The following is a 14,431-nucleotide window of genomic DNA, read 5'->3' on the forward strand; positions in this document are numbered from 1 at the left end:
CGTTGCGCACGACATGGACATTCCGATAGCCGATCCGCTGCCCGACTGGTTGCTTCCGCTCGCCCGCGCCGCCGAGGACGGGGAGGGGCTGGGGCCCCGGTTCAAGCGGCCCGCGGATCTGGCCGGGGAGCCCCGGCGCTCGGCCGTGCTCATCCTGTTCGGTGAGGACCCGGAGGCCGGGCCCGACGTGTTGTTCGTCGAGCGTGCCAAGACGCTGCGGAACCATCCCGGACAGCCGGCGTTCCCCGGCGGCGCCGTGGATCCCGGGGAGGGTCCGGTGGCGACCGCGCTGCGGGAGGCCAACGAGGAGACCGATCTGGATCCCAGCGGGGTCCAGGTCTTCGGGATCCTGCCCGATCAGTACGTCTTCCCCTCGGACTTCCTGGTGACGCCGGTGCTGGGCTGGTGGCGTGCCCCGAGCCCGGTGCGGGTGCGCGAGCCCCTGGAGGTCGCCTCGGTGCGGCGGATCGCGGTGCGAGAGCTGGTCGATCCGGCCAACCGGATGATGGTCGGCAACCCTTCGGGGCGGTCGAGCCCGGCCTTCGAGGCGGGCTCGCTGTTGATCTGGGGCTTCACCGCCGCGCTCCTGGACGGGGTGCTCAAGGCCGGTGGATGGGAACAGCCGTGGGACACCGGGCGGGTCGAGCCGCTGCCGCAGGAGGTGCTCGCGCTGGCGTTCCGCAGCCGCGGGGCGCCGGGGGGAGAAGATAAGTAGATGGACATCCTCGACATCCTGTTGCTGCTGATCGTGGCGGCGTTCGCGGTCTCCGGGTATCGGCAGGGTTTCGTCGTGGGAGTGGTCTCCTTCGCCGGCTTCCTCGGTGGTCTGGCGCTGGGCTTCGTGATCGTCCCGTCCTTCCTGGACCGCTCCTCGGCCAGCCTGCTGGCCTCGGTGATAGCGCTGTGCGCGGTGCTGGCGCTGGCGGTGGTCGGGCAGGTGCTGGGCTCGATGCTGGGCGGCAAGCTGCGCGAGGCCATCACCTGGGAGCCGGCCCGGCTGGTGGACGCGGTGAGCGGCGCGGTGGTGTCGGTGGTCGCGGTGCTGATGGTGGCCTGGTTCCTGGGCCTGGCGCTGTTCACATCCTCGGTGCCGACCATCAGCGACCAGGTGCGCTCCTCCAGCATCCTCAAGGGCATGACCCAGGTGCTGCCGCAGGGCGCCAACCAGTGGTTCAACGGCTTCTCCAACATCCTGAACCGCAACGGCTTCCCGCAGGTGTTCGCGCCCTTCCAGGCCGAGGACCCGGCGAACGTCCCGGCCCCGGACCAGTCGCTGCTGGGCAGCCCGGTGATCGCCGCCGACCGGGCCTCGATCGTGAAGATCCGCGGCCAGGCCCCCTCCTGTGGCAAGGACATCGAGGGCTCCGGCTTCGTGTACGCCCCCGGCAAGGTGATGACCAACGCGCACGTGGTCGGCGGCACCCGCTCCCTGGTGGTGCGCCAGTCCGACAACCGGCAGTACGCGGCCACCGTGGTGCTGTTCGACCCCAAGCGCGACATCGCGATCCTGGACGTCCCCAGCCTGAAGGCGCCGCAGCTGAACTTCGACCTGGCCGGCAAGGCCAACGACTCCGCCCTGGTGGTCGGCTACCCCGAGGACGGCCCCTTCAGCGTCGACCCCGCGCGCATCCGCGAGCAGATCACCGCCACCGGTGCCGACATCTACTCCAGCGGCAACGTCCGCCGCCAGGTGTTCGCGCTCTACGCGCAGGTCCAGCAGGGCAACTCCGGCGGCCCGCTGCTGTCCACCGACGGCCGGGTGCTCGGCGTGGTCTTCGCGAAGTCCTTGGAGGACAAGAACACCGGCTACGCGCTGACCGCGCAGGAGGTCTCCTCCGACGCGGCCGCCGGCGCCGCCACCGACGTTCCGGTCAACACCCAGGCCTGCGCGATCTGAGGCGCCGGGCCTGCGAGCCGGTTTTTCAGCCCTCTGCCGCACTGACCTCCGTCGTGCCCTCCTGATACGTTCATGCCACTGTCGGCGAAGCACAACCAGGGGGCGGATCGGCCATGCTCGGGCACTCACACGCGACCAGCGGCGGACTGGCCTGGGCGGCGGCCGCCTCGGCGCTGCCGATGAGCGTCCTGGCCTACCCGGCCATGCACGGCTCCACCGCGCACATCCAGGTCAAGGACCTGATCTTCGGGACCTTCATCACGGCCGGCGCGGCGCTGCTGCCGGACATCGACCACCCGAACGGCACCATCGCGCACGCGATCGGGCCGATCACCCACAACCTGTGCCGGGCGATCGAGAAGATCAGCGGCGGGCACCGGCACGCCACGCACTCGTTCGCCTTCGTCGCCGCCGTCACCTACGGCACCTGGGCCGGTGAGAAGTACCTCGGGCGCTACTTCACCCTCGGCCTGGTGTTCTTCATGCTGGCGCTGGCCGCCCGGGCGCTGAACCTGTGCCCGCCGGGAGAAGGGCTTCACGCCTACGGGCCCTGCATCCTTCTGGCCGGCGGCGGCACGGTCCTGATGGACCGCTGGATCGCCAGCGCGCCGAGCTGGCTGCCGTTCGCCATAGGCCTCGGGGCGCTGACCCATCTGGCGGGTGACTGTCTCACCGACCACGGCTGCCGGCTGTTCTGGCCGTTCACGCTGCGCACCGGGATACCGCTGATCCAGCGCACCGGCAACAAGATGGAGACCTGGTTCCTGGCGCCGGCGATGGCCGTGGGGTGCGCGGTGCTGCTCTACATAAAGACTTCTGGGAAGTCGTAGCCGTCTGGCTCTGTCGTTCAGCTCTGCCGTCCAGCTCTGTCGTCTGGCTCTGCCGTCTAGCTCTTGAGCCAGTCGATCAGTTCGCCGTTGAAGCGCATCGGCGCCTCCTCCTGCGCGAAGTGGCCGATGCCCTCCAGCAGCCGCCAGCGGTAGGCGGCTGTCACGTAGCGGCCCGAGCCGCGCGCGACGTGCGGCAGCAGGGCGGTGTCGAGCTCGCCCTGCAGGTGCAGGACCGGAACCTTCACCTCGGTGCGCATGCGCTGCGCGTACCGCATGCCGTCGGGGCGGACCAGGGACCTGATGAGCCAGCGGTAGTACTCCAGCGAGGAGTGGGCGGCGCCGGGCACGAGCATCGCCTCGCGGTAGCGCTGCGCCACGTCCAGCTCCGGCCAGCCGGTGGCGCCCCACTCCGCGAGCAGCTGCTCGACCAGCATCGCCGCGTCGCGGGTCAGGGCCTTCTCCGGGGCCCACGGCCGCTGGGCCGACCACATGAAGCGCGCCGCCGAGATCTGCTTGGGGTCGGTCAGCAGGCCCTGGCGCAGGCGGCGCGGGTGGGCCGAACCGGTGACGGCCAGGCGGTTCACCGCTCCCGGCCGGAAGACCGCGGCGGTCCAGCCCAGGAATGCGCCCCAGCCGTGGCCGACCAGGGTGGCGTTGGACTGGCCCAGGGCCCGGATGACCCCGGTGACGTCCATCGTCAGGGTCAGCGGGTCGTAGCCGCGCGGGGTCTTGTCGCTGCCGCCGTAGCCGCGCAGGTCCATGGCCACCGCGCGGAATCCCGCGTCGGCCACGGCCGGGAGCTGGTGCCGCCAGGACCACCAGAACTCCGGGAAACCGTGCAGGAACAGCACCAGCGGGCCCTCGCCCATCTCGGCGACGTGGAAGCGGGCGCCGTTCGCGGTGATGTCGCGGTGCGTCCACGGGCCGGCCAGGCGGATCGGATCGGAATCCTGCATGGGATCAGCCTGCCACGCGGGGCAGGCCGAAGGGGGCCGCGCCGGCGCCCGGTGAGGCGTCGCGCGACCCGCCGCCGGGTGAATAACTGCTCGCTACCGGGGCGAAGCGGTGTTAGCCATGGATTATGAGCATCGACCGCGCCTCCTACCCGATCCGTCCCATCACGGACGAAGAGGTCCAGGCCTTCACCGCGCATCTCGACCTCGCCTTCCACGAGAACCCCGGCCCGGAGGCGCACGACATCGGGATGCGGCTGCTGCCCCCCGAGCGCACGGTGGCCGCGTTCGACGCCGCCGAGCTGGTCGGCACCGGCGGGGACATCGCGCTGGAGCTGACGGTGCCCGGCGGGGTCGCGGTGGCGGCGGCCGGCGTCTCGTTCGTCACCGTCAAGCCCACCCACCGGCGGCGCGGCATCCTGACCGGGATGATGCGGTACCAGTTGACCGGCCTCCACGAGCACGGCGGGGCGCCGGTCGCGATCCTCGAGGCGTCCGAGCCCGCGATCTACGGCCGCTTCGGCTACGGACTGGGCTCCCAGCAGCTCCACCTGACCATCCCGCGCGGCGACAACGGCCTGTCGGCGGTGCCCGGCAGCGACAAGTTCCAGCTGCGGATGGCGGATCCGGTCCAGGCGTACGAGCGGTGCCAGGAGGTCTTCGAGGCGAACCGCCTGGGCCGTCCCGGGATGCTGGGGCGCACCGGCGACGCCTGGCGCGACTCGGCGCTGGCCGACCACGACTTCGCGCGCGACGGGGCCGGCCCGCTGCGGTGCGTGGTCGCCGAGGACTCCGACGGCTTGGTCGCCGGCTTCGCGCGCTACCGGATCAAGGAGGACTGGGACAACCCGGCGCGCCCGGACTGCAAGGTGCGCGCGAAGGAGGTCTATGGCCGCGACCTCGCCTCCTCCGTCGCGATGTGGCGCTTCCTGCTGGACATCGACCTGACCAGCGAGGTCCATGCCGACGTGCCGACCGACGCCCCGCTGATGTTCCTGCTCGCCGATCCCCGGCAGGCGGTGCCGCGGCTGCAGGACGATGTGTATGTGCGGCTCGTGGATGTGGACCGGGCCCTGACGGCGCGGCGGTACGCGGCGCCGGTGGACGCGGTGTTCGAGGTCTCGGATCCGTTCTGCCCGTGGAACACCGGACGGTGGCGGCTCAGCGGTGATGCTTCCGGAGCCGTCTGCGAGCGGACCACGGATCCGGCGGATCTGGTGCTCGGGCCGCGCGAGCTCGGGTCGGCCTACCTCGGCGGCTTTGCGTTGGCCGCGCTCGGCCGGGCGGGTCGGGTCGAGGAGCTGCGGCCGGGGGCGCTGGCCGAGGCGTCGCGGGCTTTTGTGAGCGATATCGCGCCGTGGCTCCCGTTCGGCTTCTGACCTCCATCTCATACTGTGGGCACCATGAACGAGGTATCGGAGAAGGATTACAACGGCGTACTCCTGCGGCGGCACCCGGCGTCCGGCAACGGCGTGGTCGCGGAGATCGTGCTGAACCGCGCTTCGGCGATGAACGCCATCTCGACCGGGATGGCCGCGGCGATCCGGGACGTCGCGCCGGAGCTGGCCGAGGACCCGGCGGTGCGCGCCGTCGTGGTGTCGTCGGCGCCGCCCGCGGCCGAGGGGAAGAACCACGCGTTCTGCGTCGGCGTGGACCTCAAGGAGCGCAACCAGATGAGCGACGCCGAGCTGGTCGCCACCCGGCCGGCGTTCCGGCGGACGTGGGGCGCGTTCGGCTCGCTGCCGATGCCGGTCATCGCCGCGGTCTCCGGCTACGCCCTGGGCGGCGGCTGCGAGCTGGCGCTGGGCTGCGACCTGATCGTGGCCGACGACGGCGCGGTGTTCGGGCTGCCCGAGGTCTCGGTCGGCGTGATCCCCGGCGGCGGCGGGACGCAGACGCTGGTGCGGCGCGTGGGCATGAACCGCGCCGCGGACCTGATCTTCACCGCGCGCCGCATCGACGCCGACGAGGCCGACCGGTTCGGGATGGTCGACCGGCGGGTGCCGGGGACCTCGACGGCCCGCGGGGCGGCGCTGGAGCTGGCGCAGCAGATCGCGAAGAACTCGCCGATCGGGGTGCGCAACGCCAAGCACGCGCTGAAGGTCGGCGCGGACCTGCCGCTGGCCGCCGGGCTGGACGTGGAGGACGGGGCGTGGCGGGCCACGGCGTTCTCGGCGGACCGGGCCGAGGGCGTGCGGGCGTTCGTGGAGAAGCGGGCGCCGGTCTGGCCGTGAGGCAGCGCGGGGGTTCTGAAGTAGCGCAGAGGCCTTGAAGCGGCGCAGAGGTCTTGGAGTAGTGCAGAGGCCTTGGAGTAGCGCAGAGGCCCTGGAGTAGCGCAGATCACCGGCCGTCGCCCCTTTTGTCGTTAGGCGAGTGCCCGAGTGCTTGCTAGCGTCATGGGCGACGGCGGTGCGCCGTCCACATCGTGTGCAGCGAAGCCGGTGAAAATCCGGCGCTGTCCCGCAACTGTGAGCTCCCTGCCGGGAGCGAGCCAGGTCGCCTCATGCGATGTGCCAAGGTTCGGCCCTCGAGGTTCGGGGCGGTCCGGCTGTGTGCGCGTCACGCCTGCCTGGGTCGGCGCGCGCGGCGGGGACCGCGGATCAGCCGGAGGAGCTGACCTCGTGCATTCTCGTCTGCACAATTCGACGCGGCGCGTGGCCGTCGGCCTCGTCGCGGCCTCGGCGCTGCTGGCCGCCGGGTGTTCGTCGTCGAAGTCGGCGTCGGCCCCGGCCGCTTCCGGCAGCACGTCGGCCACGTCCGCCGCCTCGTCCGCGGCCGCCTTCCCGGCCACGATCACCGCCAAGAACGGCGCGGTGAAGCTGGCGGCCGAGCCGAGGAAGATCGTGTCGCTGTCGCCGTCGGCCACCGAGGACTTGTTCGCCATCGGTGCCGGCTCGCAGGTCACGGCGGTCGACGACCAGTCGGACTTCCCCGCGAGCGCTCCGAAGACCACGCTGTCCGGCTACAAGCCGAACGCCGAGGCGATAGCGAAGTACAACCCGGATCTGGTGGTCGTCGCCGACGACAGCTCGCAGATCGTGGAGCAGCTCGGCAAGCTGAACGTCCCGGTCCTGTGGTTCGACGCCCCGAACACTCTGGACGACGCCTACACCCAGATCACCGGACTCGGCGCCGCCACCGGCCACACCGCCGCCGCGGCCACCGAGGTCGCCGGCATGAAGCAGCAGATCACCGAGGCGATCGCGGCCACGAAGAAGCCGGCCACGCCCCTGAAGTACTACTACGAGGTCGGCACCCCCGGGAACTACAGCGCCACCTCCAAGACCTTCATCGGCTCGATCTTCGCCCAGTTCGGCCTGACCAACATCGCCGACCCGGCCGACAAGACCGGCGGCCGCTACCCGCAGCTGTCCGACGAGTACCTGGTCACCGCGGCCCCCGACCTGATCTTCCTGGCCGACACCAAGTGCTGCCAGCAGACCTCCGCCACCGTCGCCGCCCGCCCCGGCTGGTCCGCGATCCCGGCGGTGAAGAACGCGGCGAAGGGCACGGTCGTCGGCATGGACGACGACATCGCCTCCCGCTGGGGCCCGCGCCTGGTGGATCTGGTGCAGCAGATCTCGAAGGCCGTGAACCAGGCCCAGGGCTGAGCCACCGCGATGCGGCGGCAGGGAGCGGACGCGGATGCCGACGCGGCGGCGGCGGGGGGCGCCGAAGCCGCGGCGGTCGACGCTGGGCAGGTGACGGCGGCGGCCGACGGCGGCCGGACTGATCTCCGCGCGACCACCAGCGATCTGACTCCCCCGCGCCGCCGCCTCGCCCGCTTCACCATCGCTCGCCCGACCATCGCGCTCCTCGCCGCGACTGCGGTCCTCTTCCTCGCCGTCCTGGTCTCCAGCCTCGGCGGTGCCGCGGGCCTTCCGGTCGCCGGCACCGCCAAGGCGCTGCTGGACAAGCTGCCCTTCGTCGACCTGCACACCGGGCTCGGGCCGGTGCAGCAGAGCGTGCTGGACCAGATCCGGCTGCCGCGCGTCGTCCTGGCCACGCTGGTCGGGGCGTTGCTCGCGCAGGCGGGGGCTGCGTATCAGGGTGTCTTCCGCAATCCGCTCTCCGATTCCGGGACCATCGGGGCCTCCGCCGGTGCCGGGATGGCCGCGACTCTCGTCATCGTCTACGGCGGCGGGCCCGAGCACACCGTGGCGGGGATCGGTGCGGTGCCGCTGGCCGCGTTCGTCGGGGCGCTCGGCGGGGTGCTGGCCAGTTATGTGCTCGGCACGCTCGTGGGTCGGGGCGGGACCGCATCGCTCATCCTCGCCGGGGTCGCGGTCAGTTCGTTCGTCGGGGCGGTGCAGGCGTTCGTCATGCAGCGGAGCACCACCGATGTGCGGCAGGTGTACTCGTGGCTGTTCGGGAGTTTCGCCTCCGCCGACTGGTCGCTGGTGCGGTTGGCGCTGCCGTATGCCGTCATCAGTGTCCTCATCGTCACGGTGCACGCGCGGCATCTGGACGTCCTCGCGCTCGGTGATGACGAGGCCGCCACGCTCGGCCTGAACCCGGTGCGCACCCGGCTGATCGTGCTGGCCGCGGCCTCGCTGGCGACCGCGACGGCGGTGGCGGTCAGCGGGATCATCGGCTTCGTGGGGCTGGTGGTGCCGCATGTCGTGCGGCGGGTCGCCGGGCCCGGGCACCGGCTGCTGCTGCCGATGAGCCTGCTGGTGGGCGGTGCGTTCCTGGTGCTGGCCGACCTGCTCGCGCGGACCGCGCTGGCGCCGGCCGAGCTGCCGATCGGGGTGGTGACCTCGTTCGTCGGGGCGCCGTTCTTCCTGGTGATCCTGCGGGCGACGCGGGAGCGGGACCGGTGAGCGCGGTCAAGGCCGCCGGGGTGCGGGTGAGGCTGGACCACAAGCCGATCCTGCACGGGGTCGACCTCGCCGTGGCCTCCGGCTCCTGGCACGCCGTGCTCGGTCCGAACGGCGCGGGCAAGTCCACGCTGCTCAAGGCGATCGTCGGCATCCTGGCGTACCAGGGCGACATCCGGGTCGGCGGGGAGTCGGTCGCGAAGCTGTCCGCCAAGCACCGGGCCCGGCTGATCGCCTACGTCCCGCAGCAGCCGCAGCTGCCCGGCGACATGACCGTCGCCGAGTACGTCCTGCTCGGCCGTACCCCGCACCTGGGCTATCTGGGTGTCGAGTCGCGCAGCGACCGCGCTGTGGCCGAGGGCGCGCTGGAGCGCCTGGACCTCGCCGGATTCGCCGGCCGGCGGCTCGGGGCGATGTCCGGCGGCGAGCGGCAGCGCGTGGTGCTGGCCCGCGCCCTGGCGCAGCAGGCCGGCGTGCTGCTGCTGGACGAGCCGACCACCGCCCTGGACCTCGGCCACCAGCAACAGGTCCTGGACCTGGTCGACGAGCTGCGCGCGACCGAGGGCCTGACCGTGATCAGCACCCTGCACGACCTCAGCCTGGCCGCGCAGTACGCCGACGAGCTCACGCTCGTGGTCGGCGGCGCCGTCGTCGCCACCGGCACGGCGCGGGAAGTCCTTACGGAGCAACGGATCGCGGAGCACTATGGAGCTCGGGTCAAAGTCTTCGACGACGGCGCGGGCCGCCCGGTCATCCACCTCGTCCGCTAGGGCGAATAGGAGACCTCGGGCACGTCGTAGCAGTTGGTGTCCATGTCCGGCACCCGCGTGACCCAGCCGCCCTTCCCGCCGTCCGCGGAGTCCTGCCACTGCGCCACGTTGAAGCAGGCATGCGTCGTCCCGCTCGGTGCCTTCACGGTGAACGCCGCCGGCGTGATGATCCCGTGCGCGTCATAAGGCTTCCCGGAGTTCATGAACTTCTCGACGCACACCCGCGTCACATCCGCCCCGCACGAAGCCACCGCGTCGGTGAGCCACTGCGCGGAGGCCCAGCCGTCGATCTCCCACTCCGACAGCTTCCCCTCCCGATCGGGGAAGTACTTCGCCATCGCGTCCCGGAACGCCTTCACCGCCGGGTTCGAGGTGTCCTCGTAGTTGGCGTCGGAGGAGTTGGCGTACAACAGGTTCCGGCACTTCGGCGCGTCCTTGTACGTCGTGGCGACCGTGGCGTCCCAGCTCTGCACCGTCGTCATCTTCGCCTTGATCGGCACCCCGGCGTCCTCGATCGCCTTGCACAGCCTGGCGTTCCCGTCGGTGTCGATGGTGTCGAAGACGACGTCCACGCCCTTGTTCTTCATGTCCAGAGCCGCCGAATCGAAGTCCGCCAAGGCGATGTCCAACTGCTCCGGGACGACCGTGAACCCCTCCGCGCGCAGCGCCTGGGCCTCGTAGGAGGCGAAGCGTGCCGAGTCCGCCTGGTTGTACGAGACGAGCCCGGCGACGTGCGCCTTCAACACCGTCTTCGCGTAGTGCTCGGCCTCGGTGGACGAATACAGCTTCCCCTGCCAGCCGATGCTCTTGCCGTCGCGCGGATAGTCGCTGCCGTAGATCGAGTACAGGTGCGGGTACTGGTCGTAGGCGTTGCTGATCGGCTCGCCGCCGATGTCGGGCACGTCCTTGGCCGAGACGTAGGACGCGCCGTCGTACTGGAAGATCGAGTTGCCGGCGAACGCGAAGACTTCGTCCTGGTCGATCAGGGTGTGCGCGCACGACACATCGGTCCCGCCGACGCCCTGGTCGTCGCACGTCACGAAGCTGATCTGGCGGCCGTCGACCCCGCCGGCGGCGTTCAGCGCCTTGAAGAACGCCTGCGCGCCGTACATCGGGCCGGAGAAGGTGTCCGGGCCGAGCAGCGAGTCCACCGAGTCGATCATCCCGATCTTGATCGAGGCCGGGGTGATTCCCACGTCGCTGGCCGGGTTCGCGGATCCGGCGGCCGTCGTCCCGGGCGCGCCCGGGCTCTGCGAGGCGAAGGCCGAATCCGGAAGGCGGGTCCCGCAGGCCGCGGCCGCGAGCAGCGGAAGACCCGCTCCGAGCACGAAGACCAGCCGTGTCCGCTGGATCCGTCGCATCGGCATCGGCCCTCCCCGGCCCTACAGAGACGCAGCGACTCAGCCCTACAGCGACTCAGCCCTTCTGATGCTTGGCCCTTCAGCCCCTCGGCGTGCGTCAGGGATCGACGCTCGTCGTCCCTCCACTGGTGCCGCTGCTCTGCCCGCTGCCGCTCAGCGGCGTCCCGGTGCTGATCGGAGGCGCGGGAGGACCTCCGCTGCCGCCGCCGGGCACGACGGTCGTGATGCTCGTGTGCGTCGAGTGCGCCACGGCGGCGATCCCGCCGACCATGCCGAACCCCGCGACACACAGCACGCCGGCCGCGACGCCCGTGCGCACCCGCTGCCGGTGGCGGATGTGCCCGCCGAGGACCGCCACGGTCGCCATCACGTCGTCCACGTCCGGCAACGCCGGCTCCCCGGCGGTGAAGGCGGTCTCCATCAGACCGCGCATCGCGTCCTTGCCCGCGGACGCGTCCACCGCGTTCATCCGTGTCCTCCCTTCGCCGGCTCCGCGCCCATCGTTCAGACCGCCTGGTGTACAGACGAGTCGAGCAGACCTTTCAGTTTCGCCAGAGCGCGTGCGGTGTCCGACTTCACGGTGTTGGCCTTCATGCCGAGCGCCTCGGCGGTGGCCTCCACGCTCATATCGTCCCAGAACCGCAGTGCCACGACGGCACGCTGGCGCGGGGAGAGCTGCTTGAGCGCCGCCATCAGGGCCAGCCGGGTCTCGATCTCCGGGCCCTCGGTGCCGGCGTCGGGCAGGTCGGCGGTGACGAGTTCGTGGTTGCGGCGCTTGCGCGACTCGTCGATATAGGTGCGCACCAGGACCTGGCGCGCGTAGGAGTCGACGGCTTCCACGGCGCGCACCCGCGGCCAGGCGACGAAGAGTTTGGCCAGCGTCTGCTGGGTGAGGTCCTGCGCCTGGTGCCAGTCGCCGCACAGCAGATACGCGGTCCGTCGCAGCGCGCCCTGGCGGGCGCTGACGAACTCGCGGAAATCCTCGGTCCCCGACCGCATCCGTATCAGTGGCCTTCACACGTTTTCGGCGGTATGCCTGGACTGCTCAGGTGGCGCTGGGCCTCGTCGTCGGTTTTTCCGACCGCACTGAGGGGGTGCGGGGGACGGATCAGCCGCCCGAACCCACGACCGCGGTGGTCAGCAGGCCGAGGACGGCCGTGGCCGCGTCGGCCGCCGGGTCGGTGTCCGAGGCGGTTTCCAGGTCGTAATACCCTGCGTCGTCCTTCGCACTCCCCCGGGTGTAGGTGAGGACCACGTAGCGGCCGCGGCGCTGCGCCACGACCGAGATCGCGACGTGGCTCTGGGTGTCGGTGTAGACGAACACCCCCTGGGAGTTGTCCCAGGACGGGCCGACCTCGCCGATGCCGCCGCCGACGATCTGGTCCTTGGCGCCGTCCGCCGGTCCGCCGCAGTTGGGCGCGTTGGGGTCGACGGTGCCCATGCCGGCCACGGCGGCCTGGGCGGCGTCCGAGGTCGTGTAGGCGATGGCGGTGCTGACGACCCAGTGCGTCGGGTTCCCGTCGGCGGTCGGGGAGGATCCGCTGGAGTTCGACGAGGTCGGGTTGCTGGAACCGCCCTTGTGGCCGTGGCTCGAGGAGGACGAGCTCGACGTGGTCGCCGGCGCCACCGGATCGCCGGGCAGCGCGTCGGCACGGAAGTAGGTGGTGACCGGTTCCAGCGACTTCTGCTTGGTGTCGATCATGTTCTGCGTGCACGCCCACGCCTGCTTGAGCAGGATCTTCGAGGCATCCGCACCCTGCCATATCTGCCACTTGTTGTCAGTGGCGAATGCACTGTCCAACTCCTGGGTAGTGATCTGCAAGGAGTTGAGGACCTGCACGTCGTTCTCGTTGGCATCGGCGTTCGCCAGCGACTGCGACGCCGAGGCACTGGATGCCGCGGAACCGCTGCCGGAGGAGGAGCCGGAACACGCCGTCATCGACAGCGCGGTGAGCACCGTTGCCGCGCCGGCGGCGGCGCTGCGCGAAAACCGCCGAGATATCCGCATGTCCGCGGTGCCTCCCCTGCCGAGTACTACTGATGTTCCAGCGCTCAAGTTCTCGGCACTCTACACTGCGGACTTTTCTACGGAAGACGCGTTGAGGCGCTGGTCTACAACGCTTTTACAACGCTCCTACAGCTCTGTGACCTCAAGCTCACCGGCCGCATACGCGCGGCGCACCTCCTTCTTGTCGAACTTGCCCACCGAGGTCTTCGGGACGGCGTTGAGGAACGTCCACCGCTCGGGAAGCTGCCACTTCGGGATCAGTCCGGACAGGTACTCGCGCAACTCGGCCGGCGAGGCCTGGCCGCCCTCGCGCAGCACCACCGCGGCCAGCGGCCGCTCCTGCCAGCGCGGGTCCGGGACGCCGACCACGGTGGCCTCGGCCACGGCGGCGTGCGCCATCAGGTGGTTCTCCAGCTCGACCGAGGAGATCCACTCGCCGCCGGACTTGATGACGTCCTTCTCCCGGTCGGTGAGCGTCAGGTAGCCGTCGGGGGTGATGGTGCCGACGTCGCCGGTGCGCAGCCAGCCGTCGCGGAACCGCTCGGGGTCCTCGTCGCGGTAGTAGGAGGCGGCGATCCAGGGGCCGCGCACTTCCAGCTCGCCGACCGCCTCGCCGTCGTTGGGCACGATCGTGCCGTCCGGGCCGGCCAGCCGGGCCTGCACCCCGGCCGGGAAACGGCCCTGGGACACGCGGTAGGACCAGGCCCGCTCGCCCTCGGCGCCGGCCGGCGGATGCGAGACGCTGCCCAGCGGCGAGGTCTCGGTCATGCCCCAGGCGTGGATGATGTGCATGCCGTAGCGCTCTTCGAAGGCGTGCATCAGCGCCGGCGGCACCGCCGATCCGCCGACCACCGCGCGCTTGAGCGTCGGGATCTTCTCCCCGGTGGCGTCCAGGTGGTTCAGCACGTCGGCCCAGATCGTCGGCACCGCGCCGGCGAAGTCCGCCCCCGCCTCGTTGATCGCCCGCACCAGGGCCGGGGCCTGCATGAACCGGTCGGGCATGACCAGGCTCGCGCCGCTCATCAACGCCGCGTACGGGATGCCCCAGGCCATCGCGTGGAACATCGGCACGATGGTCAGGACCCGGTTGGCCTCGTTGAGCTGGAACGACTGCGGCATCGTCACCTGCATCGAGTGCAGGTAGACCGAGCGGTGGCTGTAGACCACGCCCTTGGGGTTGCCGGTGGTGCCGGAGGTGTAGCACATCGCGGCGGCGTCGGTCTCGACGAAGTCCGGCCAGTCGTAGGTCGTTGGCTTGCCGGCCAGGAGTTCCTCGTAACGGTGGATCTGCTTGCCCGCGGCTTCCAACGGTGCCGGGTCGCCCTCGCCGACGACGACCACGTGCTCGACGGTCTGGAACCCGGGCAGGACCCGGGCCAGCAGCGGGATCAGGCTGCCGTCGACCAGCACCACCTTGTCCTCGGCGTGGTTGGCGATGTACGTGACCTGATCCGGGTACAGCCGGATGTTCAGGGTGTGGAGCACGGCGCCCATGGACGGGACGGCGAAGTACGCCTCCAGGTGCTCCTGGTTGTTCCACATGAACGTCGCGACCCGCTGGTCGCCTCGGATCCCCAGGTCGTCGTGCAGGGCGTGGGCCAGCTGCGCGGCGCGGGCGCCGACCTCGGCGAAGGACGCGGTGCGCAGGCCCTCGGCGGTGACGGTGTGCACCTGGGAGCCGGAATAGACCGTCGAGGCGAACCTCAGGAGCGTCCGGATGCCAAGCGGGGTCTCCTGCATGGTCGAGCGCATCGCTGACCTCCTGAGTTGTTGAGGTTACCGATCGGTACAC

The 14,431-nt window shown here is 70.9% G+C and carries 14 protein-coding genes and 1 riboswitch; of the genes, 8 read left to right on the forward strand and 6 right to left on the reverse strand.

Going from position 1 to position 14,431, the window contains the following annotated elements; genetic code table 11:
• Window positions 1-13: 13 nt before the first annotated feature.
• The 3 genes from ABIA35_RS03330 (at window position 14) to ABIA35_RS03340 (ending at window position 2,727) form a co-directional block, all read left to right on the forward strand.
• Window positions 14-715 (forward strand): CoA pyrophosphatase, encoded by a 702-nt coding sequence (locus tag ABIA35_RS03330; RefSeq protein WP_370341066.1) that lies wholly within the window; start codon window positions 14-16, stop codon window positions 713-715.
• Window positions 716-1,897 (forward strand): MarP family serine protease, encoded by a 1,182-nt coding sequence (locus ABIA35_RS03335; protein ID WP_370341067.1) that lies wholly within the window; start codon window positions 716-718, stop codon window positions 1,895-1,897. It begins immediately after the preceding gene.
• Between the two features lie 113 nt (window positions 1,898-2,010).
• A complete protein-coding gene (locus tag ABIA35_RS03340; protein WP_370341068.1) occupies window positions 2,011-2,727 on the forward strand; it encodes a metal-dependent hydrolase in 717 nt (238 codons plus the stop codon).
• A gap of 56 nt (window positions 2,728-2,783) precedes the next feature.
• On the opposite strand, the gene ABIA35_RS03345 is transcribed toward ABIA35_RS03340, so the two are convergent.
• Entirely contained in the window at window positions 2,784-3,683 is a 900-nt protein-coding gene (locus tag ABIA35_RS03345; protein ID WP_370341069.1) for an alpha/beta fold hydrolase, read from the reverse strand.
• A 125-nt stretch (window positions 3,684-3,808) separates the two neighbouring features.
• Between ABIA35_RS03345 and ABIA35_RS03350 the strand changes: the two genes are divergently transcribed.
• From ABIA35_RS03350 to ABIA35_RS03370, 5 genes are all read left to right on the forward strand, one after another.
• Window positions 3,809-5,059 carry a GNAT family N-acetyltransferase gene (locus tag ABIA35_RS03350; protein ID WP_370356507.1) on the forward strand — a complete coding sequence of 417 codons (1,251 nt, stop codon included), beginning with the start codon at window positions 3,809-3,811 and terminating at the stop codon, window positions 5,057-5,059.
• Between the two features lie 24 nt (window positions 5,060-5,083).
• Window positions 5,084-5,914 carry an enoyl-CoA hydratase/isomerase family protein gene (locus tag ABIA35_RS03355; RefSeq protein ID WP_370341072.1) on the forward strand — a complete coding sequence of 277 codons (831 nt, stop codon included), beginning with the start codon at window positions 5,084-5,086 and terminating at the stop codon, window positions 5,912-5,914.
• A gap of 156 nt (window positions 5,915-6,070) precedes the next feature.
• A riboswitch (cobalamin riboswitch) is annotated at window positions 6,071-6,196 on the forward strand.
• Window positions 6,197-6,301: 105 nt separating this feature from the next.
• A complete protein-coding gene (locus ABIA35_RS03360) occupies window positions 6,302-7,291 on the forward strand; it encodes an ABC transporter substrate-binding protein (RefSeq protein WP_370356509.1) in 990 nt (329 codons plus the stop codon).
• Window positions 7,292-7,300: 9 nt separating this feature from the next.
• The gene (locus ABIA35_RS03365) at window positions 7,301-8,503 is read left to right on the forward strand and encodes a FecCD family ABC transporter permease (protein WP_370341075.1); all 1,203 of its coding nucleotides are present in this window, start codon (window positions 7,301-7,303) and stop codon (window positions 8,501-8,503) included.
• Window positions 8,500-9,270 (forward strand): ABC transporter ATP-binding protein, encoded by a 771-nt coding sequence (locus ABIA35_RS03370; protein ID WP_370341076.1) that lies wholly within the window; start codon window positions 8,500-8,502, stop codon window positions 9,268-9,270. The genes ABIA35_RS03365 and ABIA35_RS03370 overlap by 4 nt, the downstream gene beginning before the upstream one ends.
• On the opposite strand, the gene ABIA35_RS03375 is transcribed toward ABIA35_RS03370, so the two are convergent.
• The 5 genes from ABIA35_RS03375 to ABIA35_RS03395 form a co-directional block, all read right to left on the reverse strand.
• Window positions 9,267-10,637, reverse strand: a complete 1,371-nt coding sequence (locus tag ABIA35_RS03375; protein ID WP_370356511.1) for an ABC transporter substrate-binding protein — start codon at window positions 10,635-10,637, stop codon at window positions 9,267-9,269. The genes ABIA35_RS03370 and ABIA35_RS03375 overlap by 4 nt on opposite strands.
• 91 nt (window positions 10,638-10,728) lie before the next feature.
• The gene (locus ABIA35_RS03380) at window positions 10,729-11,100 is read right to left on the reverse strand and encodes a hypothetical protein (protein ID WP_370341078.1); all 372 of its coding nucleotides are present in this window, start codon (window positions 11,098-11,100) and stop codon (window positions 10,729-10,731) included.
• A gap of 35 nt (window positions 11,101-11,135) precedes the next feature.
• On the reverse strand, window positions 11,136-11,630 hold the full coding sequence (locus ABIA35_RS03385) for a SigE family RNA polymerase sigma factor (RefSeq protein WP_370341079.1): 495 nt from the start codon (window positions 11,628-11,630) through the stop codon (window positions 11,136-11,138).
• Between the two features lie 109 nt (window positions 11,631-11,739).
• Entirely contained in the window at window positions 11,740-12,639 is a 900-nt protein-coding gene (locus ABIA35_RS03390; protein WP_370341080.1) for a hypothetical protein, read from the reverse strand.
• Window positions 12,640-12,765: 126 nt separating this feature from the next.
• Window positions 12,766-14,391 (reverse strand): long-chain fatty acid--CoA ligase, encoded by a 1,626-nt coding sequence (locus ABIA35_RS03395; RefSeq protein ID WP_370356513.1) that lies wholly within the window; start codon window positions 14,389-14,391, stop codon window positions 12,766-12,768.
• Window positions 14,392-14,431: the final 40 nt, after the last annotated feature.

The sequence above is a fragment of the Catenulispora sp. MAP12-49 genome (assembly GCF_041262705.1).
Lineage (GTDB): Bacteria > Actinomycetota > Actinomycetes > Streptomycetales > Catenulisporaceae > Catenulispora.

What these genes read in the sequence shown, in the direction of transcription:
- ABIA35_RS03330 (WP_370341066.1), top strand. Translation starts at nt 14, where the DNA reads ATGGACATTCCGATAGCCGATCCGCTGCCCGACTGGTTGCTTCCGCTC.
- ABIA35_RS03335 (WP_370341067.1), top strand. Translation starts at nt 716, where the DNA reads ATGGACATCCTCGACATCCTGTTGCTGCTGATCGTGGCGGCGTTCGCG.
- ABIA35_RS03340 (WP_370341068.1), top strand. Translation starts at nt 2,011, where the DNA reads ATGCTCGGGCACTCACACGCGACCAGCGGCGGACTGGCCTGGGCGGCG.
- ABIA35_RS03345 (WP_370341069.1), bottom strand. Translation starts at nt 3,683, where the DNA reads ATGCAGGATTCCGATCCGATCCGCCTGGCCGGCCCGTGGACGCACCGC.
- ABIA35_RS03350 (WP_370356507.1), top strand. Translation starts at nt 3,809, where the DNA reads ATGAGCATCGACCGCGCCTCCTACCCGATCCGTCCCATCACGGACGAA.
- ABIA35_RS03355 (WP_370341072.1), top strand. Translation starts at nt 5,084, where the DNA reads ATGAACGAGGTATCGGAGAAGGATTACAACGGCGTACTCCTGCGGCGG.
- ABIA35_RS03365 (WP_370341075.1), top strand. Translation starts at nt 7,301, where the DNA reads ATGCGGCGGCAGGGAGCGGACGCGGATGCCGACGCGGCGGCGGCGGGG.
- ABIA35_RS03375 (WP_370356511.1), bottom strand. Translation starts at nt 10,637, where the DNA reads ATGCCGATGCGACGGATCCAGCGGACACGGCTGGTCTTCGTGCTCGGA.
- ABIA35_RS03380 (WP_370341078.1), bottom strand. Translation starts at nt 11,100, where the DNA reads ATGAACGCGGTGGACGCGTCCGCGGGCAAGGACGCGATGCGCGGTCTG.
- ABIA35_RS03385 (WP_370341079.1), bottom strand. Translation starts at nt 11,630, where the DNA reads ATGCGGTCGGGGACCGAGGATTTCCGCGAGTTCGTCAGCGCCCGCCAG.
- ABIA35_RS03390 (WP_370341080.1), bottom strand. Translation starts at nt 12,639, where the DNA reads ATGCGGATATCTCGGCGGTTTTCGCGCAGCGCCGCCGCCGGCGCGGCA.
- ABIA35_RS03395 (WP_370356513.1), bottom strand. Translation starts at nt 14,391, where the DNA reads ATGCGCTCGACCATGCAGGAGACCCCGCTTGGCATCCGGACGCTCCTG.